The following is a 24,365-nucleotide window of genomic DNA, read 5'->3' as shown; positions in this document are numbered from 1 at the left end:
TTGTCTGTCGTTCTCTCGGATCGTTCGATCGCGCCTCAGCGCCGGGACGGCGCGAGCACGAGGGTCTTGGTGGGCGTCACGACACCCGTGACCGGCTGGTCGTGCAGGTCCCAGGGGACCTCGTCGAGGATCTCGCTGTCGTAGACCACGGCGTACACGGGCGGGCAGCGCTCCATCGAGCCGAGCGTCTTGTCGAAGAAGCCGCGGCCCCAGCCGAGGCGCATCCCGGTGCCGTCGACGGCGGCGGCCGGGATCACGAGGAGGTCGACGCCGTTGACCGCGATGGGGCCCAGCAGCTCGCCGACGGGCTCGGGGAGTCCGAACATCCCCTCCGTGATGTCGAGGTCGGGGGTGGCGACCGCCCAGTCGAGCAGGCCGTCTGTGCGGGTGATCGGGAGGAGGACCCGGATGCCGCGCGCGACCGCGCCCTCGACGAAGGCGCGCGTGCCCGGCTCGGTCGTCGTCGAGAGGAAGCACGAGATCGAGCGCGCGCCGACGCGATCCACGAGGCCGTCGAGCTGCTCCTTGACACCACGGGATGCGGCATCCCGCTGCGACTCGGAGAGGCACTGCCTGCGCTCGCGCAGCTCGGCGCGCAGGGCGCGCTTGGCGTCGGCGATGGCGTCGGACATGGTCTCGATTGTAGGCGTGGACACGTCTCGCGGGATTCGGCAAGGACCGAAGGCTGTCCGGGCCCCCCAAGTAGGATCGAGGAATGCCTCATAAGCCCTTCAAGGCGGTCATCCCCGCCGCCGGACTCGGCACGCGCTTCCTTCCCGCCACGAAGGCGATGCCGAAGGAGATGCTGCCCGTCGTCGACAAGCCGGCGATCCAGTACGTCGTCGAGGAGGCGACGCAGGCCGGCATCCAGGACATCCTCATCATCATCGGCCGCAACAAGAACAACCTCTCCAACCACTTCGACTCGGTTCCCGAGCTCGAGAGCAACCTGGAGCGCAAGGGCGACCACGACAAGCTCGCCAAGGTTCAGCAGTCCAGCGACCTCGCCGACATCCACTTCGTCCGTCAGGGTGAGCCGAAGGGCCTCGGCCACGCCGTGCTGCGCGCCCGCTCGCACGTCGGCGACCACCCGTTCGCGGTCCTGCTGGGCGACGACCTCATCGACGAGCGCGACGCGCTGCTCACGACGATGCTCGAGGAGCACGAGCGTACGGGCGCCGCGGTCATCGCACTCATGGAGGTCGACCCAGACCACATCCACATGTACGGCGCTGCCGCCGTCGAGGCGACGGACCGGGAAGACATCGTCAAGGTCACGGGCCTCGTCGAGAAGCCCAAGGCCGAGGACGCGCCGTCGAACCTTGCCGTGATCGGCCGCTACGTCCTGAGCCCCGCCGTCTTCGACATCCTGGAGCGCACGCAGCCCGGCAAGGGCGGCGAGATCCAGCTCACAGACGCGCTGCAGGAGCTCGCGGCCGACCCGGAAGGTCCCGGCGTGTACGGAGTGGTCTTCCGGGGTCGCCGCTACGACACCGGCGATAGGGTGGACTACATCAAGGCCATCGTGCAGCTCGCGGCCGATCGCGAGGATCTCGGCCCGGAGCTGCGACCCTGGTTCAAGGAGTTCGCGGCCACGCTGTGACAGCACGGTGAGCCGCTCGGCTGAGGGGGGTTCGTGGACCTGACCGCTCCCCGCAGGCATGGGCTGGTGTCGATCCGGCTCGTCCGGCAGCGCGACGCCCGGGTGCTGCAGCAGGAGCTGCTGAGCAACCGCTCGTGGCTGCGGCCGTGGGAGGCCACGAGCCCCGACGGCCCGGTCTCGTTCGACATGCGGCTCGGCATCCGTCGCCTGCTCCAGCAGTACCGCGACGGAGCCGGCGTGCCGTTCGTAATGGAGTACGACGGCGAGATCGCCGGCCAGCTCAATGTGTGGGGCATCGCCCGCGGCTCGCTTGCGTCGGCGACGATCGGCTACTGGGTGAGTGAGCGCTTCGCGGGCCGCGGCATCACGCCGACCGCCGTCGCGATGGCGACCGACATCTGCTTCCACGAGCTGCGGCTGCACCGCATGGAGATCTGCATCCGGCCCGAGAACCGGGCGAGTCTGCGGGTGGTGGAGAAGCTGGGCTTCCGCTACGAGGGGCTCCGGCGGCGGTTCATCCATATCGACGGCGACTGGCGCGACCACTACGCCTTCGCGCTCGTGCGGGAGGAAGTCCCTGAGGGCGTCCTCGAGCGCTGGGTCCAGGGGCGCGCACCCCAGGATGCGGCGACGATCCCGCCCGCGGATCGCCTGCACGCCTGACGCCGGGCTTCCGCCCGTCGGGACCAAGGCGGCGACACGCGCACGGATGGCCGGGTCTCGGCATCCCTCGCGCTTACCGTTGATCCATGGGTGGGCAGGTGCTGGGCGGGGGAGTCATCGTCCTGGTCGCCGCCCTGCTGTGGCTCGTGTACCTCCTGCCGACCCTGGCGAGCCGTCGTCAGTACGACGCGGCCGAGCGCAACGCCGTGCGGCTCAATCAGGCACTCCGCGTGCTCGCCGAGACGAGCGAGACGCCGGAGGAGGTCCATCTCGAGCTCAACGCCCGGACGGCGCTCGCGCAGCAGAAGCTCGCGCGCCGCGCTCTCGCCGAGCGCGAAGAGCTCGCCAAGCGCACGCAGGCCGAGCTGGACCTCGCGGGACTCGAGGAGGCGCGTCAGGCCCTCGCCGTCGCCCGCGACCTCCCCGCCGCGCGCCGCGCACGTGCTCGCCGCCGGGCGAGGCTCCTCACGACGACGATCGCGACCATCGCCCTCGGGCTCATCGCGTGGGGCTCGTGGGATGCTGTCGCCGCCGGAGGATGGGTGCTCCTGGCGAGCGGGCTGGGCCTGCTCGCCGTATGCGTCGGCCTCCTGCGCCGCATGGGGGTCGTGAGCCGTCACGCCGTGCGTCACGAGCGAGTTGAGGATGCCGCGGTCCGCGCCCACGCGACCGTTCAGGACGTCGAGCTCACGCCGGAGGAGCGGGCCTGGGCGCCGCGTGAGCTGCCCCGTCCGCTCACGGCGTCGGCGGGCTCGCGCGCCGCCGCAGTGCTCGACGTCGTCGATGCGCGTCAGGCCCTCCGCGAGGCGGCCCTGGAAGAGGCGATGCGCGCGAGGACCGAGGCCGAGCAGCCTCCGTCGATCGCGGCGGCGCGGCGCTCGCGCGCTGCCGAGGGCGAGTTCTCGCGCATGGGATACGTCGACGACGCCGAGATCGAAGACCACGTCCGGCGGCTCCTCGAGCGCCGCGCGGCGGGTGGATGAGCACGGCCGCCGCCCGATTCGGAGTCTCTCCGCGGGCGTGCTACTGTAACTGAGGTTCACGGGCCTGTAGCGCAGTTGGTAGCGCGCCTCGTTCGCATCGAGGAGGTCAGGGGTTCGATTCCCCTCAGGTCCACGGAACCGGAACCCCCGGTCAGAAGTTCTTTCTGACCGGGGGTTCCGCTTTCCTGTCGAGCCGGCTCCGCGGCGCGCTCCCCCTTCGCCCTTCGTCACGAAGCCGAAACCCGCGGGCGCTAGGCTCACCGACCACGAGGCACCACCGACCACCGCAGGAGCCGGACGTTGTCGAACAGGTCAGGACACTCACACCGCAGGCGCTCTTCACTTCTCGTCGTGGCAGCGGTGCTCATCGCGCTCCTAGCTCCCATGGCTCCGGCCGGAGCGGCCGACGATCCCTTCGCGGTCGCCTCGCAGCGCTGGCGCGACTACCTCACGGGAGGGACGGCGTTCGATCCCGCCGCGGCCCCCTATGCGGAGGCGGTGGCACGGATCACAAGCGCTGCGCAGGCGGATCGGGCCGCCATGATCCGCACTCCGACGACGGATCTCTGGCCCGATCTGACATCGGCGACCGTGACGGCAGACCGACACGAGACGTTCATCCGGGTCAAGGGCATGGCGCTGGCCTACGCGACGCGCGGATCGGCGCTCGCGGGGGACCCGAGTCTGCTCTCCGACATCCTGTGGGCGCTGGACTGGCTCGGAGCCAACCGCTACAACACGACGAGCGTGAACGACGGCAACAACTGGTACTGGGCGCTCGGCATCCCGATGGAGATCAACGACACGATCCTGATGCTGAACGGTCGCGTGCCCCAGGCCAGGGTGGACGCCTTCATGGCGGCCGAGAGGAGATTCCTCCCGGGCGTCTACACGACGGGCGCGTACTCGACGGGTGCCAACCGCGCCTGGTCGGCGAAGGTCATCGCGCTGCGGGGCGTCATCCAGTCCAATTCGACACTCACCGCCCAAGCGGCGCGCGAGATCGTTCCGATCATGCGCTACGTCACGACCGGCGACGGATACTACGAGCGGGGCGGGTTCATCCAGCACTCGACCCTTCCGTATGTCGGCGGCTATGGGATCTCGGCCATCGAGCTGCTGGCACAGGTGCTGTACCTCTTCGACGAATCGCCCTGGGACGTCACCGACTCCTCGACCGGAAACCTGCAGAAGTCGGTCGAGACGACCTATGCCCCGTTCATCTGGCGGGGAGTCATGATGGACTCGGTGCGCGGGCGCGAGATCTCCCGCGAGTACCGCACGGACATCGAAGCGGGCTCTGCCACGATCCGCGCGATCGCTCACCTCGCCGACTCCGCTGAGCCGACCCCTCGGCGCTCCCTGCGGGCAGCCGTCAAGCGGATGCTGGCCGACGCCGACCTCCCGCGCTTCCAGTCGACGAGCTCGCTGTACGCGTTGGTGAGCACGCAGGGCATCCTCGCGGATACGTCGCTCGCTGCTGCGCAGCCCGTCGTGGGAGCGCGGACGTTCGCGTCGATGGACCGCTACGTGCATCGCACCAGCGAATACGCGTTCGGCGTCAGCTCGTCCAGCTCGCGCATCACCAACTTCGAGACCGCGACCAACGGCGAGAACCAGAAGGCGTGGTACACCGCGGACGGCATGACGTATCTGTACACGCGCGACACGAAGCAGTACTCCTCGCACTTCTGGGCGACGGTCAACCGGTATCGCCTGCCCGGCACGACGGTCGACACTCGTGTCAAGGGCGTGAACGACGGCCGCAACTACCTCACGAAGCAGCCCTTCTCCGGGGGGCTGGCTTCCGCGGCCGGCTCGTACGGCGTCTACGGCATGATCCTCGACGCTCCGCAGTCGTATCTCGGCGCGAACAAGGCGTGGTTCACGTTCGACGACGAGATCGTCGCGCTCGGCTCGGGCATCAACGACCCCGGGCTGACCGGGACGGGCTGGGACGGACGTCCGAAGCACGTCGAGACGATCGTCGAGGATCGCAGGGTGGAGGCAGCCGACCAGACGCTCGTCGTCGACGGAGCGGCGGTCACGTCCTCGGCCGTGACCTACTCGAATCCTGCCTGGGCGTCGCTGTCGGGCAGCAAGGGCCGGATCGGGTACGTGTTCCCCGGCTCGGAGTCCCTCCGCGCCGGCAGGACGACGCAGACCGGGGCATGGGTGGACGTGAACGCCAAGAACGGCTCCACGACGCCCCGCACGGACACCTACTTCTCCTTGTGGTTCGACCACGGTACGGCACCGGTCGATGCGAAGTACTCGTACGTGCTGCTTCCCGGGGCGACGACGGCCGAGACGAAGGCTTACGCCGCTTCACCGGACACCGTCGTCCTCGCGAACTCGACGGCGGTGTCGGCCGTGAAGGATCTCACCAAGAACGCGGTGGGCGCTGTCTTCTGGCGGGCATCGCCGACGACGGTGAATGTCGGGGGAGCAGCGTTCCTGACCTCCTCGGGCAGGTCCGTCGTGTCGACGGCGGAAACGGGGGTGTCGCTCTCCGTGAGCATCGCCGATCCGACTCAGGCGCAGACCGGCCCCATCACGATCACGATCGATCGGGCGGCGAAGCGGGTCATGTCGTCGAGCGCGGCGGTCACGGTCACCCAGCTGTCGCCGAAGATCGTCCTCCAGGTGAACGTGACCGGCACACGCGGAGCAGTCGAGACGGTCAAGCTGGGGTACTGAGCCGGTCGCCGTGCGACGGCGGTTCGACATCACCCGTTGGGGATCAGCATCCCGAATCACGACGGGTGGCGGTTGTAGGCTCCGGCCATGAAGAACTGGCTCGTGATCGTCATCCTCGCCGTAGCGCAGTTCGTGATGGTGCTGGACAGCACCGTCATGAACGTGTCGATCTCACAGGTGGCGTCGGATCTGGATACCACGATCACCGGCATGCAGGCGGCCATCACGTTCTACACGCTGACGATGGCGGCGTTCATGCTGACCGGTGGAAAGCTCGGCGACAAGTGGGGCCGCAGCCGGGCCTTCAAGATCGGCTCTGTGGTCTACGGCATCGGGTCGCTCCTGACCGGCCTCAGCCCGAACCTCACGATGCTGCTGTTCGGCTGGTCGCTCGTCGAAGGTCTCGGTGCGATCCTCGTCATTCCCGCCATCGCCGCCCTCGCTGCGATCAACTACACGGGCAAGGCCCGCGTCGCGGCCTTCTCGATCCTCGGCGCCGTCACGGGACTCGCGGCGGCGGCCGGCCCGCTCATCGGCGGCTGGGTGACGACGTACGCGTCGTGGCGCTACGTCTTCTTCGCCGAGACGATCGTCATGATCGTGGTCCTGATCTTCTCGGGCCGAATCAAGGACGTCCCGAACGAGCCGAAGCTCAAGATCGACATCCTGAGCGTCATCCTCTCGGCCGGCGGCATGGCGCTCCTGGTCTTCGGCGTCCTGCAGAGCAAGACGTGGGGCTGGTTCGTACCGCTCGCGCTTCCCGAGATCAACGGTGTTGAGATCCCCGCACCGCTCGGCGTCTCGCTCGTGACCTACCTGATCATTCTCGGCATCCTCGTGCTGTGGTGGTTCCTGCGCCGTCAGCAGAAGCTCGAGGCAGCGGGCAAGGTGCCCCTGCTGAAGGTGAGCCTCCTCACCATTCCGGCACTGCGCGGGGGCCTCGCCGGCTTCCTCGTGCAGTACTTCGCGATCGCGGCGCTCTTCTTCGTCGTCCCGGTGTACCTGCAGACGATCCTCGGCTACGACGCGCTCGAGACCGGCCTGAAGATCCTGCCCTTGTCGGCGGGCCTCATCATCGCATCCGTGGTTGGATCGTGGCTCACGTCCCGCCGCTCGGCGAAGTACATCGCCCGCGCCGGTCAGGCCACGATGGCGGTGGGGATGCTGTTCGTGCTGATCGCGATCGGGCCCGAGCTGTCGGGCTGGCAGTTCCCGACCGGCATGTTCGTGATCGGCGCCGGCTTCGGCCTGCTGGCCTCGCAGCTCGGCAACGTCAACATGAACGCCGTCTCGAAGGACGACACCTCGGAGGTCGGCGGTCTGCAGGGCACCTTCCAGAACCTCGGCTCGTCGTTCGGCACGGCCATCGTCGGGTCTGTCTTCATCATGCTGCTCTCGTCGGGCTTCACCGCGGCGGTCCAGAGCAACGCCACGATCGACCCGACCGTGCACGAGCAGGTCACTGCCTACATCGAGGAGAACGGCGTGCCGATCATCTCGCAGGCCGATGCCGAGCAGATCGTGCTCGACGCAGGTGGCTCGGACGAAGTGGCGGCAGCGGTCGCGCAGGACTACGCGGACTCGCAGGTCCAGGCGCTCCAACAGGCGCTGTTCATCGTCTTCGGACTCCTCGCCCTGTCGCTCATGCTCTCTCGCAACCTCCCGGCCGAGGTCGTCGCGAAGCCCGAAGAGGCCGAAGAGGAGCCCGCGACGCCCAGGACATGACCGCTCTCTCCGGGTTCTGGGCCGCGAGGGGTGACGAGGAGCTCACCACCTGTCTCGCGGCCCGGGCCGCCGATCGGCCGCGAGAGAGCGAATACGTGCGCGACACGCCGTCTGAACCGCACATATCCGCCCTCTCGCGACGAGGCCTGGGGCGGACGACGAAAAGGATGCCCCGACCGCTGTGGCCGGGGCATCCTGTCGTTCCGGGGTCAGGCGCTGGCGAGCTCGCGGGCGCGCAGGTCCTTGCGGAGGATCTTGCCCGAGGTCGACTTCGGGATCGCCTCGACGAACTCGACGCGGCGCACCTTCTTGTGGGGCGCGACCTGCTCGGCAACGAATGCCATGACCTCGTCGGCGGTGAGTCCGGACTCGGGAGCCGCGACCACGAATGCCTTGGGGATCTCCTGCCTGTCCTCGTCGAGGACGCCGATGACGGCAGCATCCATGATCTTCGGATGCCCGAGCAGCAGCGCCTCGAGCTCGGCGGGAGCGATCTGGTAGCCCTTGTACTTGATGAGCTCCTTCACGCGGTCGACGATCGAGAAGTAGCCGCCCTCGTGGTACACAGCGACGTCGCCGGTGTGCAGGAAGCCGTCGGCGTCGAGCGTCTCCGCCGTCGCCTCGGGGTTGTTGAGGTAGCCCAGCATGACGTTGGGTCCCTTGACCCACAGCTCGCCGGGGCGCGTGACGCCGTCCTCACCGAGCTCGGTGATCTCCTCGCCCGACTCGGGGTCGATGAGCTTGCACTCCTCGTTCGGGAGCATCGTGCCGACGGAGCTCACCGGGATGTCGTCGCGGTCCCACGGCATCGCGTGCGACACGGGGCTCAGCTCGCTCATCCCGTAGCCCTGCATCATGCGGGCGTGGATGCGAGCGCCCGCGAGCTCGGCCGTCTCGCCGTCGAGGGGAGCGGCTCCCGAGAAGACCGTGTGGACGCTCGAGATGTCGAACTGATCGACGATGGGATGCTTCGCCAGCGCGACCGCGATGGGCGGCGCGATGTAGAGATACGTGCAGCCGAAGGTCTGGATGTTCGTCAGGAACTCCACGAGGTCGAACTTCGGCATCGTCACGAGGCTCGCGCGCTGGCGCAGGGCGAGGTTGAGCAGCACCGTCATGCCGTAGATGTGGAAGAAGGGCAGGACCGCGAGGACGCGATCGTCCGCCTTGAGGTCGATGTTGACGCGCGACTGCTGGACATTGGCGACGAGGTTGCGGTGGCTCAGCATCACGCCCTTGGGCACGCCCGTCGTCCCCGACGAGTAGGGGAGGACGGCGACGTGCGTCGCCGGGTCGAAGCTCACGTCGGGGGCGGGGCGGCCCTCCATCAGGAGCTGCCGCAGGTTCTCGTGCCCGTGGGCGCCGTCGAGGACGATGACGCGGTCGTGCGGCATCCCCATCGCCCCCGCGGCGGCGGACGCCTGTCCGAGGAGGGGTGAGACCGTCACGAACCAGGTGGCCTTGGCGTCCTTCAGCTGCTTCTCGATCTCGCCCGCCGTGTAGAGGGAGTTGATCGTCGTTACGGTGGCACCGGCGCGCAGGATGCCGTGGAACACAGTCGCGAAGGCCGGGACGTTGGGGCATAGGAGGCCCACGGTCGTGCCGACGCCCACGCCGCGCGCCGCGAGGGCGCCCGCGAACGCCTCGACCTGTGCACGCAGCTTGCCGTAGCTCGTCTCATCGCCCGTAGCCGGGTCGATGAGGGCGACCCGTCCGGCCTCTTCGAGCGTGAGCGATCCGAACAGGTAGTCGAAGACGCTGACCTCGGGGATCTCGACATCGGGGTACGGACTGGTGAACACGAGGCTTCTCCCTTGACTCATCGCGCTGTGCCGCGGCGCCGATGCCGAAGCGGGACCATCCTCGCACAGAGGCCTGTCGGGGGTGCGACTGAGTGCCGGACACGCTGGCACTCAGTCGCACACCGCGGGTCGTCAGGCGAGCGCGTGCGCGCCGTGGTGGCGGCCGGCGGTCAGCCGCTCGGCGGCGAGACCCTCGGCGGCCTCGAGCGGCGTGACGCCGCGCGCCTCGGCCTCGTCGAAGATGCGACGCACCGTGTCGCCGATCGCCGCGACGCGGTCCATGATCTCGCTGCGGGTGCCGAGCTTCTTGGCCTCGAGGTCGAGGTAGATGACGCCGCCTGCGTTGACGACGAAGTCGGGGGCGTACAGGATGCCGCGCTCGGCGAGCCGGTCGGCGCCGTCGTGTGCCGCAAGGGGATTGTTCGCCGGGCCGCACACGGCGCGCGCATCGAGCGCGTCGATGACGTCGTCGGTGAGGACGCCCCCGATGCCGGCGGGGACGAAGACGTCGGCGGAGACGAGGTGCTCGGCGCCCGGCTCGGCCCACGCGGCGCCGAGTTCGAGTGCGAGGTCGCGCTTGGCGGGGTTGACGTCCGTGACGGTGAGCTGAGCGCCCTCTGCCGCGAGCCGGACGGCGAGGCGGCTGCCGACCTGGCCGAGACCCGCGATCGTGACGCGCCGACCGGCGACGTCGGCGGAGCCCGTGACGCGCTCGAGCGTCGCGCGGAGCGACTCGTACACGCCGAGGCTCGTGGGGCCGGCAGGCTCGCCGGAGCCGCCTACCGTGTCGGGCAGGCCCACGACGTGCTCGGTGCGCTCGCTGACCGTGAGCATGTCGTCTGTCGTCGAGCCGACGTCCTCCGCCGTGCGGTACAGGCCGTGGAGCGACTCGACGGCGTCGCCGAGATCGAGGAACGCGGCGCGGCGGCGCTCGGAGTCGAGAGTCTCACCCGGGGCGAGGCGGATGACGGACTTGCCGCCGCCGGCGTCGAGACCCGCGGCCGCGTTCTTCAGGGTCATCGCCGCCGAGAGGCGCAGGGCGTCGCCCAAGGCGTCGCTCCAGTGGTCGTAGGTCCACAGCCGAGCGCCGCCCAGTGCCGAGCCGAGGACGGAGGAGTGCAGGGCGACGGCGATGAAGAGACCGCTGCGCCGGCCGGTGATCACCTCCACGCGCTCGTGCGTGAAGTCGGGCAGGGGCAGGGTGTGCGTCATCGCGTTCTTCCTTCGGGCCGGCCTTGTGGGCTGTGCGCTGCGGACGCCGCGGCGTTGCGGCATCCACCTCCATTGCACCACCTGCTTGCGGAGTGTTCAACTCCCAGCCCCGGCGTTGCGCATTCTGCGCAGTGCTACCTGGTCAAAGGACGCCAACACTCGGCAGGGTGGGCCGAACTCCGGCCCAGAGGGGCTGAAGTAACCGCGGGTGGCCGCCCTGACGGCGCGTCGCCCCAGTGAGCCGGAGTCCGGCACGCGCAATCGCTGCCCGATGTTCGAAGGCTGATCCTCCCCAGCCGGGCCGCGCAGGCAGTTGTCCACCTGTAGACCCCAGGCGGTCCGACGCAGCCATCGTCGCGATCAGCGTGGGCGGATGCTGCAATCCTCGCTACCCGTTCGGCTCCACCATGACCTCACCGCGCTTCGCGAGGGCGACGGCCCTAACCGGCCGGAGCGCATTTTCACGACGGCCGATCTGCGGCGACAGGGGTGGAGCAAGCGCGACGTGCGGCGTGCCGTCGACTCCGGCGGACTTCTCTCCGTGCGTCGTGGAGCATTCGTGTTGGCGGGAACCTGCGACGGCGTGCGCGAAGCGGCGCGTGAGGGCGGCCGGCACGCTTGCATCTCGGTGCTCGAGCCCCTCGGCGTGTTCGTGATGAAGCGCTCACGCGTGCACATCCACTTCGAACGAGGCGTCTCCAAGAGCGCACCTGTGATCCGCAACCAGGTGTGGCACTGGAGGCCGCTCATCCGGTCCCCGCATCCACGCGCGACGAGTGTGGACATCATCGATGCCTTGGCACAGTCGACGGCGTGTCAGACACCTCGCGCGGCGGTCGCCACGCTCGACTCGGCGCTGCATCTCGGGCTCATTCGGCCGGAGGACCTCGACGAGATCTTCTCCGCAGTCCCGGCTCGTCGCCGGGTGCTCCGAAACTTCATCGACGGGCGCGCGGAGTCCGGACCGGAGACGCTGGTTCGTCTCATGGCGCTCGCTCTGGGTTTCGATGTTGAGGTGCAGGTTCACATCCGGACGGTCGGGCGGGTGGACCTCGTACTGGACGGGTGGCTCGTCGTGGAGTGCGACAGCGAGAAGTTCCACAGCGGCTGGGCGTCGCAGAAGGCGGATCGTCGGCGCGACCTCGCGCTGGCGGCGCTCGGCTATTCGTCGGTCCGCCCGATCGCGGAGGACATCTTCTTCCACCCTGAGGTCGTCGTCAACGCTCTCCGCGGCCTCCGGGACGCGCGCGAACGTCGGGGGAGTGCCTAAGTCCGGCTGGCCGTCATCGCTGGCATCGCGCGGACCTGGATCGTCGGCGGGTCGACCCCAACCAGCCGGAGTTCGGGACGCTCCAGCGCTACCCGACCCGCCCAGCCGGAGTTCGGCACGCGTGTGCATTGCCGCGGCCTTCGGGACGGGGAGAACGTCGGGGGGCGTGCCCAAGTCCGGCTGATTGTGACAGATGGCCTCGTTCGGCCCTGGATCGTCGGCGGGTCGACCCCAACCAGCCGGAGTTCGGGACGCTCCAGCGCTACCGACGTGCCCAGCTGGAGTTCGGCACGCGTCGCGAAGGAGCAGCGACTGGCGTGGTGAGGAGGCGGCGCTATCGTCGAGGCATGGCTGAGCGCTACACCCACGGTCATCACGAGAGCGTTCTGCGGACGCACGAGCGGCGCACCGTCGCGAACTCCGCCGCCTACCTCGCGCCGCACCTCCGTCCCGAGCTGCGGGTGCTCGACGTCGGGTCGGGTCCGGGCACCATCACGGTCGACCTCGCGCAGCGCGTCGCGCCCGGCGACGTGACGGGAATGGATGCCGCAGCCGACGTCGTCGAGAAGGCCGCGGCGCTCGCGGCGGAGCGAGGTGTCGAGAACGTCCGCTTCGCCGTCGGCGACGCGTACGCCATCGACGCACCGGACGGCACGTACGACGTCGTCCACGCGCACCAGGTGCTGCAGCACCTCGGCCGGCCGGTCGACGCGCTGCGGGAGTTCCGGCGCGTGCTCGCACCCGAGGGCATCGTCGCAGTGCGCGACGTCGACTACGTGGGAGTCATCTGGTACCCGCTCGTTCCGGGACTCGACGAGTGGCACGAGGTGTACCTGCAGGTGCATCGCCTCGTGTCGGGGGAGCCGGCCGCAGGCAGGCGCCTCAAGGCCTGGGCGCGCCAGGCCGGCTTCACCGACGTCGAGTCGTCGGCGTCGCTGTGGCTCTTCGAGTCGCCCGATGCGCGGGAGTGGTGGGGCGGCGCATGGGCCGAGCGCGCGCTGCACTCGTCGTTCGCCGAGCACGCTGTGGAGCACGGAGTCACCGACCGCGCGGGCCTCGAGCGCATCGCGGCGGGATGGCGCGAATGGGCCGCCTCGGAGGACGGCTGGTTCTTCATGCCGCACGGCGAGATCATCGCGCGCAGCTGATCCGGGTCGCGCAAGGCTCATCCGCATCGCGCGCCGTGCAGTGAGCATGCGCCGCCCATGGGCCGCAACGGGGGTGTTCACCGCGGAACCGATGTTGTATCGTGCCTGAACCCGAACAGGTCCGCGGCGCCGCGTGAGACCAGACCGGCTCGGCGCACTCCCGCGTACGAGTCGATCGACTCCACTGCGCTCGAGCGCACGGATCGAAGGATGTGCACGATGTCGGTGTTGCGGACTGCGTCGAGGACGCGACTCTTCCTGAGCCTGGCGGGCGTGCTGCTGTCCGTCGTGGCGCTCGTGACGGGCACCGGGACGCGAGCCTCGGCAGCGGTCGATGCGGAATGCGCGTCCTTCGACTCCGACCTCTTCCAAGTCGTCAAGCCGAGCACCGAGGCGAGCCTCGTCACGCTCTCCTCCGTCGAGGTGGACTCGGCTGCCGCCCTGTACGGCTTCACGGGCGACGAAGGGATCCTGGCAGACGTCGCAGACTCCTCGGGCACAGGGCTGACGCCCGTCTGGCGCCTCTACCGATGGGGCGACTTCATGTGGGCGGCGGAGGGTCCCGCTGTCGACGCGGCCGTGGCGGCCGGATACTCGAAGCAGTTCGTCGCCTTCTACGCATCGACGGCCGACGCGGCATGTCTCGAGCCGGTCTATCAGCTCACGCGTGACGGCAAGCACCGCCTCGCCACGACGGCAGGCCGCGACACGCTGGTCGCCGATGGATGGGTGGCGGAGGGAGTCGCCTTCTACGCCGTCGTCGCGGGCGGCGCGCCGGGCGACGACGGCGACACCACGTTCAGCCTCGCGGTCATTCCCGATACCCAGAACGAGATCACGGCGAGCGATAGCCGCTTCGCGAACCGGGTCGCGTGGCTCGTGGCCAACAGGGAGAGCCTCGACCTGCGGTACGCGATGCAGGTCGGCGACCTGACCAACTGGGGCGCGGTGGACCCCGCCCAGTTCGCCCGGGCGGCGACCGAGCTGCAGCCGCTCGAACAGGCGATGCCCTGGTCGGGCGCGATCGGCAATCACGACACCGCCGCCGTGTGCGCGGGCGGCTCGGCGTGTCCGGGCGCCAACACGAACGTCACTGTGCGTGACACGACCGCCTACAACCGGTACCTCCCGGTCTCGCGGTTCCCGAACGTCGAGGGAACGTTCGAGGCGGGCAAGATCGACAACGCCTACCAGGTGTTCCAGGCGGGCGGTGTGGACTGGCTCGTCCTCAACCTCGAGCTGTGGCCGCGCGTCGAGGCCGTGGGCTGGGCGAAGTCGGTCGTCGCGTCGCACCCGGATCACAACGTGGTGGTGGTCACCCACGCCTACCTCAACGCCGACGGCACCATCGGCGGCACCAACGGCGGCTACGGCGCCACCTCGCCTCAATACCTGTTCGACAACCTCATCAAGGTCTACCCGAACATCAAGATCGTCTTGTCCGGCCATGTCGGCACGTCAGCCGTCCGCACGGACGTCGGGGTGAACGGCAACAGGATCGTGAGCCTGCTGACCTCGTATCACAGCTGGACCAACCCGGTCCGCATCCTCGAGATCGACACGGCCGCAGGAACGGCGACCTCCACCGTGTACGCGCCCTACACCGATACGGACTTCCCGACGGACTCCACGTCGACGAGCGGGCTCAGCTTCGTCCGCTGACGGCGCCCATCGCGGATGCGTCCGGGCCGGCGCCGTCGCCGGCTGCCTCTAGGCTGAGGCGGTGACCGCGCACCTCCCCGCCCGCAGCCGCCTCGTCCACGACTCGCTTCGCGCGGCCGGGATCGAGGGCGACATCGTCGTGCTTCCGGATGCCGCGTCCACCGCGCCGCTCGCGGCGGCCGCACTCGGTGTCGAGGTGGGCGCGATCGCGAACAGCCTCGTGTTCTGGTCTGACGGCGAGCCGCTCCTGGTCATGACGAGCGGCGCGCACCGCGTCGACACGCACGCCCTCGCGGAGCGGCTCGGGCGCACGTCGATCAAACGGGCCACGCCCGAGCAGGTGCGCGAGGCGACGGGCCAGGCGATCGGGGGAGTGGCGCCCACGGGCCACCCAGCGCCGCTGTCGACGATCATCGACGAGGAGCTCGCCGGCTACCCGGAGATCTGGGCCGCGGGCGGCACGCCGCACACGGTGTTCCCCATGACCTACGAGGAGCTGCTCCGGCTGACGGGCGGATCGGTCTCGAAGGTCGACTGAGCCCCGGTGGTCACGATCTCGAGGCAAGCGATGGCGGCCGCGGCCGACCACGCCTGCGGCCGGCAGGCGGCGGGATAGGGCGCGGGAGCCGGCGTCTCGGACTTCGCGTCGCCTGCGTGCAGCTCCGGCACGCGGAAGTCGAACGCCTCCGCCGCCGTGAGCAGGCCCTCCACCACGGTGAGCGCATGGTGGCGCAGACCCGCCCTCGCCATCCCGCGCGCGATGATCGCGGTGTCGTGGGCCCAGACGCTGCCGCCGTGGTAGCTGAGGGGCCAGAAGCCGACAGCATCCGTCGACATCGTCCGCACGCCGAAGCCCGACGACATCGACGCACCCGTCAAGAGGTCGGCGACGGCGGACTCCTCGTCGGGTTCGAGGATGCCGGTCCCCAGGAGATGCCCGATGTTCGAGGTGAGCGTGTCGACGGCGCGGCCGTCGCGATCCAGCGCGATCCCGGGATAGCGGCCCTCGGGTGTCGTGACCCAGAACCGCTCGGCGAACCGCCCTTTCAGCGCTCCCGCCCAGTCCCGGAGCCGGTCGGCACCGGACCTGCCGAACGCGTCGAGGAGGCGCGCGCCGGCGAGCGCGGCCTCGTACGCGTAGCCCTGGACTTCGCACAGGGCGATCGGTCCTTGCGCGATCGTGCCGTCGCGCCACTGGATCGAATCGCCGGAGTCCTTCCAGCCCTGGTTGGACAGGCCGTGGCCCGTCTCGTCGACATAGTCGAGGAAGCCGTCGTCGCCCGCTGCGTCGACGATCCACTCGAGGGCGCGCTCGAGGTGCGGCAGGAGCGCCTCGACGTCGGCCGCGGGCATCCCGGCCTCGGATGCTTCGCCGAGCAGGCTCACCCACAGCGGTGTCGCGTCGACCGTGCCGTAGTACAGCGGGGGCAGCACTATGCCCTCACCGGGCAGCTCGAGCTGACCGGATCTGAGCTCGTGCGGGATCTTGCCCGGCTGCTCCGCCGTCGCGGGATCGGTCGCGTCGCCCTGGAGTCGCGCCAGCACGCGGAGAGTGGATGCCGCGATCCGCGGGTCGACGGGCAGCGCGAGCCGCGCGGCCCACAGCGAGTCCCGGCCGAAGAGGGTGAAGAACCACGGGGCGCCCGCCGCGAAGAACTCCTCCTCGGGGTGGTCGGGCAGCGTCAGCCGCAGCGCATCGAGGTCCGAGACGGAGCGGGCCACCCATCGCCGGAGCCGGGGGTCGGCGCTGGGGCCGGCATCGGCTCGCTCGCCCCAGGCCGTCGTGGACGCGCCGCGCACGACGAGGGCGGGCTCGTACAGTCGCATGGACCACTCGGTGGACCACTCGTCGCGCGGAGGGCACTCGACCCGCCATTCGAGCTCGATCGAGTCGCCGAGCGTCATGTGCGAGTCGGATGCCGAGATCGCCGCTGCCGCATCGCCTGATTCGATGCGAGCACCGCCGTGGGCGGGCCGGGCGCTCCATTCGCGAGGGTGCGTCATGCCGGATTTCACCTCATGCATCGGTGCGAAGTCCGGGGCGATCCGGAGGCGGAGCATCGTCGTGACGGGGGAGTCCAGGTGCGAGCGAACCGTCAGCCGCTCGCGCACGAGCCCGGCTTCGACCGTCCGATGCCGGATCAGCCGGACCTTGGGATCGGGCTGATCGTCGTCGATGTCCCGGAGGAGTGCGCCGAACTCGATGACGGAGGCCGAGACCTCGGCGAGGGAGACGTACTCGGGGACGAAGACGTCCTCCTCGGCATCCGTGTAGGTCAGGACCAGCTCGCGGATGAGGCGCGTATCGCCGTGGTAGATCCCGTCGATGGGCTGGGCGCCGAGGTCGCCGGAGCGCCCCGACCACACCTGCGTGGGGGCGCGAAGTGCGACGACGGCCTCGGACAGGAAGGGCTGCAGTCCGGCCGTCATTCCTTCACCGCCCCTTGGCTGGCGTTCATGATCCGCTTCTGGAAGATGAAGAACATCACCGCGACGGGGATCGTCATGATGAGGGCCGCGCCGAGCTTGAGGGGGTACTGCGTGCCCTGGCTCAGCTGACCGGAGGCGAGGCCCGCGACGCCCTTCGTGAGCGTCGTGAGTCCAGGCGACTGCGTCGCGACGATGAAGTGCGCCAGCTCGTTCCACGATCCCTGGAACGACAGGATGATGATCGTGATGACGGCGGGCCGCGCCATGGGCAGCACGACCGACCAGAAGATGCGGAACGTGCCGGCGCCGTCGATGCGGGCCTGCTCTTCGACCGAGACGGGGATCGACTCGAAGAAGTTCTTCATGATGAACACGCCCGCCGCGTCGACGAGGAGCGGCAGGATCATGCCTGCATACGAATCGTAGATCCCGAGCTGGTTGATCACGAGGAACTTCGGGATGAGCAGTACGACGGTCGGCACGGCCATGACCGCGATGACCGCTGCGAAGATCACGCCGCGGCCGCGGAAGTGCAGGCGAGCGAGTGCATAGCCGGCGAGCGACACGAAGAATACGCGGCCGAGGGTGACGAAGATCGTCACGATCGCGGAGTTGGCGAACCACAGGGGGAAGTCGCTGCGCAGGAACAGCCGCTCGTAGGCCGCCGTCGACCAGGTCTGCGGAATGAGCGAGACGGGGTTCGACGCGGCTTCGGCGTCCGTCTTGAACGAGGTCCCGATCTGCACGAGGAACGGGTAGATGTAGACGATCGCGAGCAGCACCAGCAGTCCGTATAGCGCGATCTGCCAGGCGATCCGCGAGCTTCCCGGCCGGCGACCGGCGGGGGCCGGCCGCGGCGGAGGCGGCGGGGTCGTCGACGTCGTCGTGTCGTCGATGGTGGCGGTCATCGCTGACCTTCCTTCGTCGTGTCGTCGTCCTTTACTTCGGCGCGCGGCTCGGGGACCACAGGGACTTGGTTGGCCGCGACCGTCGCGGGGCTCGCCGTCGGGGGACGGGGCGGCAACTGGTACTGACGCGCCCGGCGTCGGGACACGGGTCGATCACGCAGCACCCAGCGCTGGAACAAGGTGAAGAGCACGATGATCGCGAACAGGACGAAGGCGATCGCCGCACCGTTGCCCCAGTCCTGGTCGAGGAACGCGGCGTCGTAGGAGAGATAGGCGGGCGTGAGCGTCGTCTTGGCCGGCCGGCCTCCCGACGATCCCGCGTAGATCTGGTCGAAGATCTGCCAGCAGCCGATGAGCCCGAGCGTGAGGACCGTGAACAGGACCGGTCGGAGCTGCGGAAGCGTCACACGCCAGAAGCGCTGCCACGCGTTCGCACCGTCGACCATCGCCGCCTCGGTGACGTCGTAGCTCAGGTTCTGCAGCGCGGCGAGGAACAGCAGCATGAAGGTGCCGCTCGTCGTGAATACCGCCATGATGATCCACACCGACATCGCCACGGAGGGGCCGGCGAGCCATTGCCACCATGACACGCCGAGGAAGTCGTTGTCGGTGAGTACGGGCGGACCCTCCGTGATGCCGACGGCGCCGAGCGCCTGGTGTACGAGGCCGGTCGGGTCGCCGAACCAGTTCGGCCCGTTTATGCCGATCGCGGCGAGGATCGCGTTCACCACACCGTTCGCCGTGAACAGGAACTGGAACAGGACGATGATCGCGACGGACGCCGTGACGGATGGGAAGTAGTACGCCGTGCGGAAGAAGCCGCGCCCTCGCAGGATCGCGCCATTGACCAGCACGGCGAGGAAGAGCGACAGCGCCGTCTGCAGCGGGACGACGAGCAGCACGTACCACGCGTTGTTGCGCAGCGAGATGCCGAAGTCGCGCGTCGCGATGCCGTCGCCCGTCGTGATCGCCGCGTAGTTCTGCAGGCCGACGAAGCTCACATTCGGCGACAGGGGGCTGCCTCTTCCCGACCAGTCGGAGACGCTGACCCACAGGGCCATGAGCACCGGCACCAGCAGGAAGATGCCGAGGATGAGGATGACCGGGAGGGTGAAGACCCATCCCGCGACCGCCTCGCCGCGCCGGATCCCCGAGCGGGGGTTCCGGGCACGGCGAGGGGCCGTCGCGGTCGCGGTCATGAGTGTCAGCCGACGATGGCTTCGAGGTTCGACTGCACGGTGTCGAGGATCTCCTGCGGATCACCCGTCTTCAGGCCCTGCAGCTGCGCATTGAAGTCGGCGATGACATCGCTCGTCCCGTCGTAGGTCGGGATTCCCTGCGCGTAGTCGGCGCCCGCGAGGAAGGCCGCGAGGTCCGGATTGTCGCTCGTCCACTGATCGGCGGCGGACTGCGCCGACGGCATCGGACCGAACGCCTCCGAGAACGCCAGCTGCTGATCGGCACTCGTCAGGTACTCGATGAGCTCGAGCGCAGCCTGCTGGTTGGGACTGTCTGCCGCCATGCCCCAGCAGTTCGTGTACTGGAGCGTGCCCTGGCCACCGGGGCCTTCGGGGAGCTCGGCGACGACGTAGTCGACGTCCGGGAAGTCGCTCGTCATCGCGCCGGTGATCCAGTTGCCCTCGATCGTCATTGCGGCGAGCTCCTTGCCGAAGGCCTCTCCGCCCCATCCTGCCCCGAGGTCGACGGCGTATGCGAAGGTGCCGTCGTTGAGGTGGTCCTTCACGTAGGTGAGGGCGTCCACGTTCTCCTGGCTGTTCGCCACGGCCTGGCCGTCCTCGACGAGAGCCCCGCCCGCCTGCGCCATGAAGACGCCGACACGCTGGTACTCCGCGCCGAAGCCGAGGCCGACGACGCCGTCCTTCGTGAGCGTCTGAGCGACGGACGCCAGCTCGTCCCACGTGGTCGGGATGTCGTCATCGGTCAGGCCCGCGGCATCCCACAGTCCCTTGTTGATGATGAGTGCGAGCGTCGAGAAGTCCTTCGGCGCGCAGTAGAACTGGTCCTCGTACGTGAAGTTCTCCACGAGCGAAGGGTAGAAGTCGTCCTTGTTCGCCAGCTCGTCGCCGTACGCCTGCAGCGAGCCGTTGCCCGCGAAGCCCGCCAGCTGCTCGGGTCCGAGGTAGAACAGGTCGGGCGGATCGCCCGCCGCGAACCCCTGCGAGAGCTGCTGCGCCTGGTCGGTGGCAACAGTCACCTCTACGTCGACGCCCGACTCTTCGGACCAGGCGCTGACCGCCTCGTTGACAGCATCCGTCTCGGCCTCGCCGCTGGACCCGAACAGGAGCGTGAGGCTGTCGTCCGAGCTCGTGAGCTCGCCGGGTTCACCTGTGCCGCCCCCGCCTCCGCCACCGTCGTCGAAGCCCTGCCCGCATCCGGCGAGGACGAGGGCCGCGCCGACGGCGAACACTCCGGCTGTCAGGGCACGTGCTGTGTGTCGCTTCATGAGATCTCCTTCGATACCCTTTGGGAGTTCGGAATTTGATCGTTCAAACTCCGCCGCGGGTGCCAAGGTATTCATGGCGCGAGACGAGTGTCAAGGGGGATGCGCTCGCCCGGGAAGGTGGTACAAGTGACCGCTCGGCAGCCGACTGTCGAGGACGTCGCACGGCGCGCGGGAGTGTCTCGGCAGACCGTGTCGAACGTGCTCAACACGCCCGAGATCGTCCGCGGTCGGACCCGCGAGCGCGTCGAGGCGGCCATCGCCGAGCTCGGATACGCGCCCTCGATGGCGGCGCGGAGACTGCGGACGAAGCGCAGCGCGACGATCGGCATCCACCTCGATCCGTACGCGGGCGGGATCTCCGGCATCGTGCTGGACCGCTTCATCCACGCGCTGACCGACCGCGCGACGCCACGCGGCCTTCGCATCCTCGTCTACGCCGCCGCCGATGCGCAGGAGGAGATCCAGCGCATCCGGCAGCTGCGCGAGGGTGGCGAGATCGATCGCGTCGTGCTCACCGGGACGTTCGAGGGCGATCCTCGCGCGGAGTGGCTCGCCGAGCACGACGTCCCGTTCGTCGCGTTCGGCCGCCCGTGGGGCGAGGCCGGGACAGGCGCGCAGATGGGCGATCCGCTCCGGCCCTGGGTGGACGTCGACGGTGCCGCCGGGACACGCGCGGCGACCCTCTTCGCGCGAGAGCACGGCGAGCGGGTCGTCTTCCTCGGGTGGCCCGCGGGGTCGGGGACGGGCGACGACCGGGAGCGCGGGTGGCGCGAGGTGGTGGGGGTCGACGGGCTGCGCTGGACGTCGCTCGACAGCGTCGCCGAGGCGCGGTCCGTCGCGGAGCGCGGCCTCGCGGAGCGGGATGTCGACGCCATCGTGTGCGCGAGCGACACCTTGGCCCTCGGCGCGCACCTCGCGGCCTCGCATGCGGGCCGGCCCGAGCTCGCGGTCGTCGGGTTCGACAACACCCCGGTCGCGGAGGCCCTGGAGATCTCGAGCGTCGAGCAGCGCCCTGAGCGCGTCGCCGAGGCGGTGCTCGATCTGCTCGTCGCCGACCCGACGACGGACGAGGGTCCGTGGCATCGGCTCATCGAGCCCGAGCTCGTGGTTCGAGCTCGAGACGAGGGCTAGCTCGGGAGTAGCCGGGACGGTTGTGTTGCTGGATCCAGGCGAATCAGGGGTTGGCGAATCACGCGAATCGGCGAAATCAGGACGATCGGACGCAGGATCGGCCTGATCTCGCCCTCATCGCCAGAACTCGATCAGGGGATGGGTCAGCGGCCGTAGAGGCGGCGCGTCAGCTCGCGGGCGGCGTGCTCCACGGCGGGGGCGAGGGATGCTGCATCCCGCTCCGCCTCGGCGGGCCAGGTGACCGCGATCGCGGCGGTCGGCCACCCCACGTGGTCGTGGACGGCGATGCCGATCGAGCGGAGGCCGAGCGTCACTTCGCCGTCCTCCGTCGCCCAGCCCGTCGTCCGGACGACGCGCAGGAGCTCGCGCAGCTCGCCGGGGGAGCGCGGGCCTCGTCCCGTGCGGTCGGCGAAGGCCGCGGCATCCGGGAACAGCGCCCGCACCTGCTCGCGCGGGAGCGCCGCGAGCATGGCACGTCCCGTCGCCGTCAGGTGCGCGGGCAGCCGCACGCCGACGTCGGTCACGAGGGCGGGCCGGCGCGGCGCGCGCTCCTCGACGATGTACACGACGTCGCGGCCGCTCATGACCGCGAGGTGCGCGCTCTCGCCGACGCGATCGACGAGGTCCGCGAGCAGCGGTCGGCCCAGGCGCGCGAGCGGCGCCTGCCGTGCGTAGCCGCCCGCGAGCTCGAAGGCGGCGACGCCGAGACCCCAGCGCCGCTCGGCGGGCACGTGCACGACGAAGCCGTGCTGCTCGAGCGCGGCGAGCAGGTGGTAGACGGTCGAGCGGGGGATCGCGAGGTGCGTCGCGATCGTCTGCGCCGCGACGGGCCCGCGCTGGTGTGCGAGGAACGTGAGGATCCGCAGCGTCTGGTCGGCCGCGGGGACCTGTGGGCGGGCTTCCGGGACCTCGTCCGGAGAGACGTTGTCTGGCATGACAGACACAGGATGCCACGAGCACGCCTCCGCGGGCAGGGGAGCGGTGTGGAATCGGGCCATGGCCACCGTCACCGACCTCCGTCCCGACGTCGTCACCATCGGCGCGGAACCCCTGCTCGCCGAGGACGTCGTCGCCGTCGCGCGCCACGGCGCCCGCGTCGCCGTCGACGCGGCAGCGCTCGAGCGGGTCGCCGCGACACGCGCCCTCGTCGAGGGTCTCGCCGGCGACCCCGAGCCGCACTACGGCATCTCGACGGGCTTCGGCGCGCTCGCGACGACGTTCATCGCGCCCGAGCGCCGGCGTCAGCTGCAGGCCTCGCTCATCCGCTCGCACGCGGCCGGCACAGGACCCGAGGTCGAGGCCGAGGTCGTGCGCGCGCTCCAGCTCCTGCGGCTGCAGACCCTCGCGACCGGCCGCACCGGCGTGCGCCCCGTCGTCGTCGAGACGTACGCCGCGATGCTCAACGCCGGCATCACGCCGATCGTCCGCGAGTACGGCTCACTCGGCTGCTCGGGCGACCTCGCGCCGCTGTCGCACGTCGCGCTCGCCGCGATGGGCGAGGGCGACGTGCGGCTGCGGGATGCCGCCACCGGCGCGCTGGGCGACCCGATGCCCGCCGCGGAGGCGCTGAGCGCAGCATCCGTCGCTCCGCTCGTCCTGAGCGAGAAGGAGGGCCTCGCGCTCATCAACGGCACGGACGGGATGCTCGGGATGCTGCTCCTCGCGCTCCATGACCTGCGGGTGCTGCTCGACACGGCTGACGTCGCCGCCGCCATGTCGATCGAGAGCCAGCTCGGCACCGATGCCGTGTTCGCCGCCGACCTCATGGCGCTTCGGCCGCAGGTGGGCCAGGCGGAATCCGCCTCGAATCTGCGCGCGCTGCTCGCGGGATCGCCGATCATGGCGTCGCACCGGGACCCCTCGGTGTGCACGCGCGTGCAGGACGCGTACTCGCTGCGGTGCTCGCCCCAGGTGCACGGTGCGGCGCGCGACACGGCGACGCACGCCGAGCTGATCGCCTCGCGCGAGCTCGCGGCTGCCGTCGACAACCCCGTGATCACGCCCGACGGACGCGTCGAGTCGAACGGCAACTTCCACGGCGCGCCGGTCGCGTACGTCCTGGACTTCCTCGCGATCGCCGTCGCCGACGTCGCCTCGATCTCGGAGCGGCGCACCGACCGGGCCCTCGACGTGGCGCGCAGCAACGGCCTGCCGCCGTTCCTCGCGCACGAGGTCGGCGTCGACTCGGGCCTCATGATCGCGCAGTACGCCGCAGCCGGGATCGTGTCGGAGCTCAAGCGCCTCGCGGTGCCGGCATCGGTCGACTCCATCCCGTCGTCGGCCATGCAGGAGGACCACGTCTCGATGGGATGGGCGGCCGCGCGCAAGCTCCGCCGGGCGATCGACGGGCTCGCCCGCGTGCTCGCGATCGAGGTGCTCACCGCCGCGCGGGCGCTCGACCTGCGCGCGCCGCTGGAGCCCGCGGCGGCCACGCGCGGCGCGCGCGACGCCGTGCGGGCGGTCGCGGCGGGGCCGGGTCCCGACCACTTCGTCTCGCCGGACCTCGAGGCCGTCACGGAGCTCGTGCAGTCCGGGGCGATCCGGGCGGCAGCGGGGCTCTGACCGGGCGGGACCCTGGGCCCGCGCTTCGCCGACGCCCTCCGCGAGAGGCAGAACTGCGCGGGACACGCCGGTCGACGCGCATACATTCGCCCTCTCACGGAG

General features: G+C 69.9%; 19 protein-coding genes, 1 tRNA gene and 1 pseudogene. 13 read left to right on the top strand and 8 right to left on the bottom strand.

Going from position 1 to position 24,365, the window contains the following annotated elements; genetic code table 11:
• Nucleotides 1–35 precede the first annotated feature (35 nt).
• Nucleotides 36–632: a 5-formyltetrahydrofolate cyclo-ligase gene (locus ABZ477_RS14255; protein ID WP_360134232.1), complete on the bottom strand. Its 597-nt coding sequence runs from the start codon at nt 630–632 to the stop codon at nt 36–38.
• An 83-nt stretch (nt 633–715) separates the two neighbouring features.
• On the opposite strand from ABZ477_RS14255, the gene galU reads away from it, so the two are divergent.
• The 6 genes from galU to ABZ477_RS14225 all read left to right on the top strand — a co-directional run bounded on the left by galU (nt 716) and on the right by ABZ477_RS14225 (nt 7,674).
• Nucleotides 716–1,603, top strand: a complete 888-nt coding sequence (galU, locus tag ABZ477_RS14250) for a UTP--glucose-1-phosphate uridylyltransferase GalU (protein WP_360134229.1) — start codon at nt 716–718, stop codon at nt 1,601–1,603.
• Nucleotides 1,604–1,636: 33 nt separating this feature from the next.
• Nucleotides 1,637–2,266 carry a GNAT family protein gene (locus ABZ477_RS14245; protein WP_360134226.1) on the top strand — a complete coding sequence of 210 codons (630 nt, stop codon included), beginning with the start codon at nt 1,637–1,639 and terminating at the stop codon, nt 2,264–2,266.
• Nucleotides 2,267–2,352: 86 nt separating this feature from the next.
• Nucleotides 2,353–3,249 (top strand): large exoprotein, encoded by an 897-nt coding sequence (locus tag ABZ477_RS14240; protein ID WP_360134223.1) that lies wholly within the window; start codon nt 2,353–2,355, stop codon nt 3,247–3,249.
• 60 nt (nt 3,250–3,309) lie between these two features.
• A tRNA-Ala gene (locus ABZ477_RS14235) sits at nt 3,310–3,382 on the top strand.
• Nucleotides 3,383–3,600: 218 nt separating this feature from the next.
• Nucleotides 3,601–5,949, top strand: a complete 2,349-nt coding sequence (locus tag ABZ477_RS14230) for a polysaccharide lyase 8 family protein (protein WP_360134220.1) — start codon at nt 3,601–3,603, stop codon at nt 5,947–5,949.
• A gap of 87 nt (nt 5,950–6,036) precedes the next feature.
• Nucleotides 6,037–7,674 (top strand): MFS transporter, encoded by a 1,638-nt coding sequence (locus ABZ477_RS14225; RefSeq protein WP_360134217.1) that lies wholly within the window; start codon nt 6,037–6,039, stop codon nt 7,672–7,674.
• Between the two features lie 209 nt (nt 7,675–7,883).
• Here the strand turns inward: ABZ477_RS14225 and ABZ477_RS14220 are convergent, their stop codons facing one another.
• A complete protein-coding gene (locus tag ABZ477_RS14220; RefSeq protein ID WP_360134214.1) occupies nt 7,884–9,476 on the bottom strand; it encodes an AMP-binding protein in 1,593 nt (530 codons plus the stop codon).
• A gap of 132 nt (nt 9,477–9,608) precedes the next feature.
• Nucleotides 9,609–10,688: a Glu/Leu/Phe/Val dehydrogenase dimerization domain-containing protein gene (locus ABZ477_RS14215; RefSeq protein ID WP_360134211.1), complete on the bottom strand. Its 1,080-nt coding sequence runs from the start codon at nt 10,686–10,688 to the stop codon at nt 9,609–9,611.
• A 373-nt stretch (nt 10,689–11,061) separates the two neighbouring features.
• On the opposite strand from ABZ477_RS14215, the pseudogene ABZ477_RS14210 reads away from it, so the two are divergent.
• The 5 genes and pseudogenes from ABZ477_RS14210 to ABZ477_RS14190 form a co-directional block, all read left to right on the top strand.
• Nucleotides 11,062–11,241 (top strand): annotated as a pseudogene (locus ABZ477_RS14210) (type IV toxin-antitoxin system AbiEi family antitoxin domain-containing protein); the annotation flags it as partial.
• 243 nt (nt 11,242–11,484) lie between these two features.
• The gene (locus ABZ477_RS14205) at nt 11,485–11,958 is read left to right on the top strand and encodes a hypothetical protein (protein WP_360134556.1); all 474 of its coding nucleotides are present in this window, start codon (nt 11,485–11,487) and stop codon (nt 11,956–11,958) included.
• Nucleotides 11,959–12,305: 347 nt separating this feature from the next.
• On the top strand, nt 12,306–13,106 hold the full coding sequence (locus tag ABZ477_RS14200; RefSeq protein WP_360134208.1) for a class I SAM-dependent methyltransferase: 801 nt from the start codon (nt 12,306–12,308) through the stop codon (nt 13,104–13,106).
• A gap of 219 nt (nt 13,107–13,325) precedes the next feature.
• Nucleotides 13,326–14,768 (top strand): metallophosphoesterase, encoded by a 1,443-nt coding sequence (locus tag ABZ477_RS14195; protein ID WP_360134205.1) that lies wholly within the window; start codon nt 13,326–13,328, stop codon nt 14,766–14,768.
• 61 nt (nt 14,769–14,829) lie between these two features.
• Complete coding sequence (locus ABZ477_RS14190; RefSeq protein ID WP_360134202.1) at nt 14,830–15,306, top strand: YbaK/EbsC family protein; 477 nt, start codon at nt 14,830–14,832, stop codon at nt 15,304–15,306.
• Here ABZ477_RS14190 and ABZ477_RS14185 read toward each other — a convergent pair.
• From ABZ477_RS14185 to ABZ477_RS14170, 4 genes are read right to left on the bottom strand one after another with little or no spacing between them, the layout of a single operon-like run.
• Nucleotides 15,255–17,198, bottom strand: coding sequence for a glycogen debranching N-terminal domain-containing protein (locus tag ABZ477_RS14185; protein WP_360134199.1), 1,944 nt, complete (start codon nt 17,196–17,198; stop codon nt 15,255–15,257). The two genes, ABZ477_RS14190 and ABZ477_RS14185, sit on opposite strands and share 52 nt — an antisense overlap.
• Nucleotides 17,195–18,106, bottom strand: a complete 912-nt coding sequence (locus ABZ477_RS14180; RefSeq protein ID WP_360134196.1) for a carbohydrate ABC transporter permease — start codon at nt 18,104–18,106, stop codon at nt 17,195–17,197. The genes ABZ477_RS14185 and ABZ477_RS14180 overlap by 4 nt, the downstream gene beginning before the upstream one ends.
• The gene (locus tag ABZ477_RS14175; protein WP_360134193.1) at nt 18,103–19,305 is read right to left on the bottom strand and encodes a sugar ABC transporter permease; all 1,203 of its coding nucleotides are present in this window, start codon (nt 19,303–19,305) and stop codon (nt 18,103–18,105) included. The genes ABZ477_RS14180 and ABZ477_RS14175 overlap by 4 nt, the downstream gene beginning before the upstream one ends.
• Nucleotides 19,306–19,310: 5 nt before the next feature.
• Nucleotides 19,311–20,570 (bottom strand): extracellular solute-binding protein, encoded by a 1,260-nt coding sequence (locus ABZ477_RS14170; protein WP_360134190.1) that lies wholly within the window; start codon nt 20,568–20,570, stop codon nt 19,311–19,313.
• Between the two features lie 126 nt (nt 20,571–20,696).
• Between ABZ477_RS14170 and ABZ477_RS14165 the strand changes: the two genes are divergently transcribed.
• On the top strand, nt 20,697–21,701 hold the full coding sequence (locus tag ABZ477_RS14165; protein WP_360134187.1) for a LacI family DNA-binding transcriptional regulator: 1,005 nt from the start codon (nt 20,697–20,699) through the stop codon (nt 21,699–21,701).
• Between the two features lie 143 nt (nt 21,702–21,844).
• On the opposite strand, the gene ABZ477_RS14160 is transcribed toward ABZ477_RS14165, so the two are convergent.
• Nucleotides 21,845–22,636 carry an IclR family transcriptional regulator gene (locus ABZ477_RS14160; protein WP_360134184.1) on the bottom strand — a complete coding sequence of 264 codons (792 nt, stop codon included), beginning with the start codon at nt 22,634–22,636 and terminating at the stop codon, nt 21,845–21,847.
• A 61-nt stretch (nt 22,637–22,697) separates the two neighbouring features.
• On the opposite strand from ABZ477_RS14160, the gene hutH reads away from it, so the two are divergent.
• Nucleotides 22,698–24,263 (top strand): histidine ammonia-lyase, encoded by a 1,566-nt coding sequence (gene hutH / locus ABZ477_RS14155; RefSeq protein ID WP_360134181.1) that lies wholly within the window; start codon nt 22,698–22,700, stop codon nt 24,261–24,263.
• The last annotated feature ends 102 nt before the right edge of the window (nt 24,264–24,365 follow it).

It is taken from the genome of Microbacterium sp. NPDC019599, from assembly GCF_040632175.1.
Taxonomy (GTDB): Bacteria; Actinomycetota; Actinomycetes; order Actinomycetales; family Microbacteriaceae; genus Microbacterium.
The sequence above is the reverse complement of the archived record's forward strand: the minus strand, read 5'-3'. Positions and strand labels throughout refer to the sequence as shown.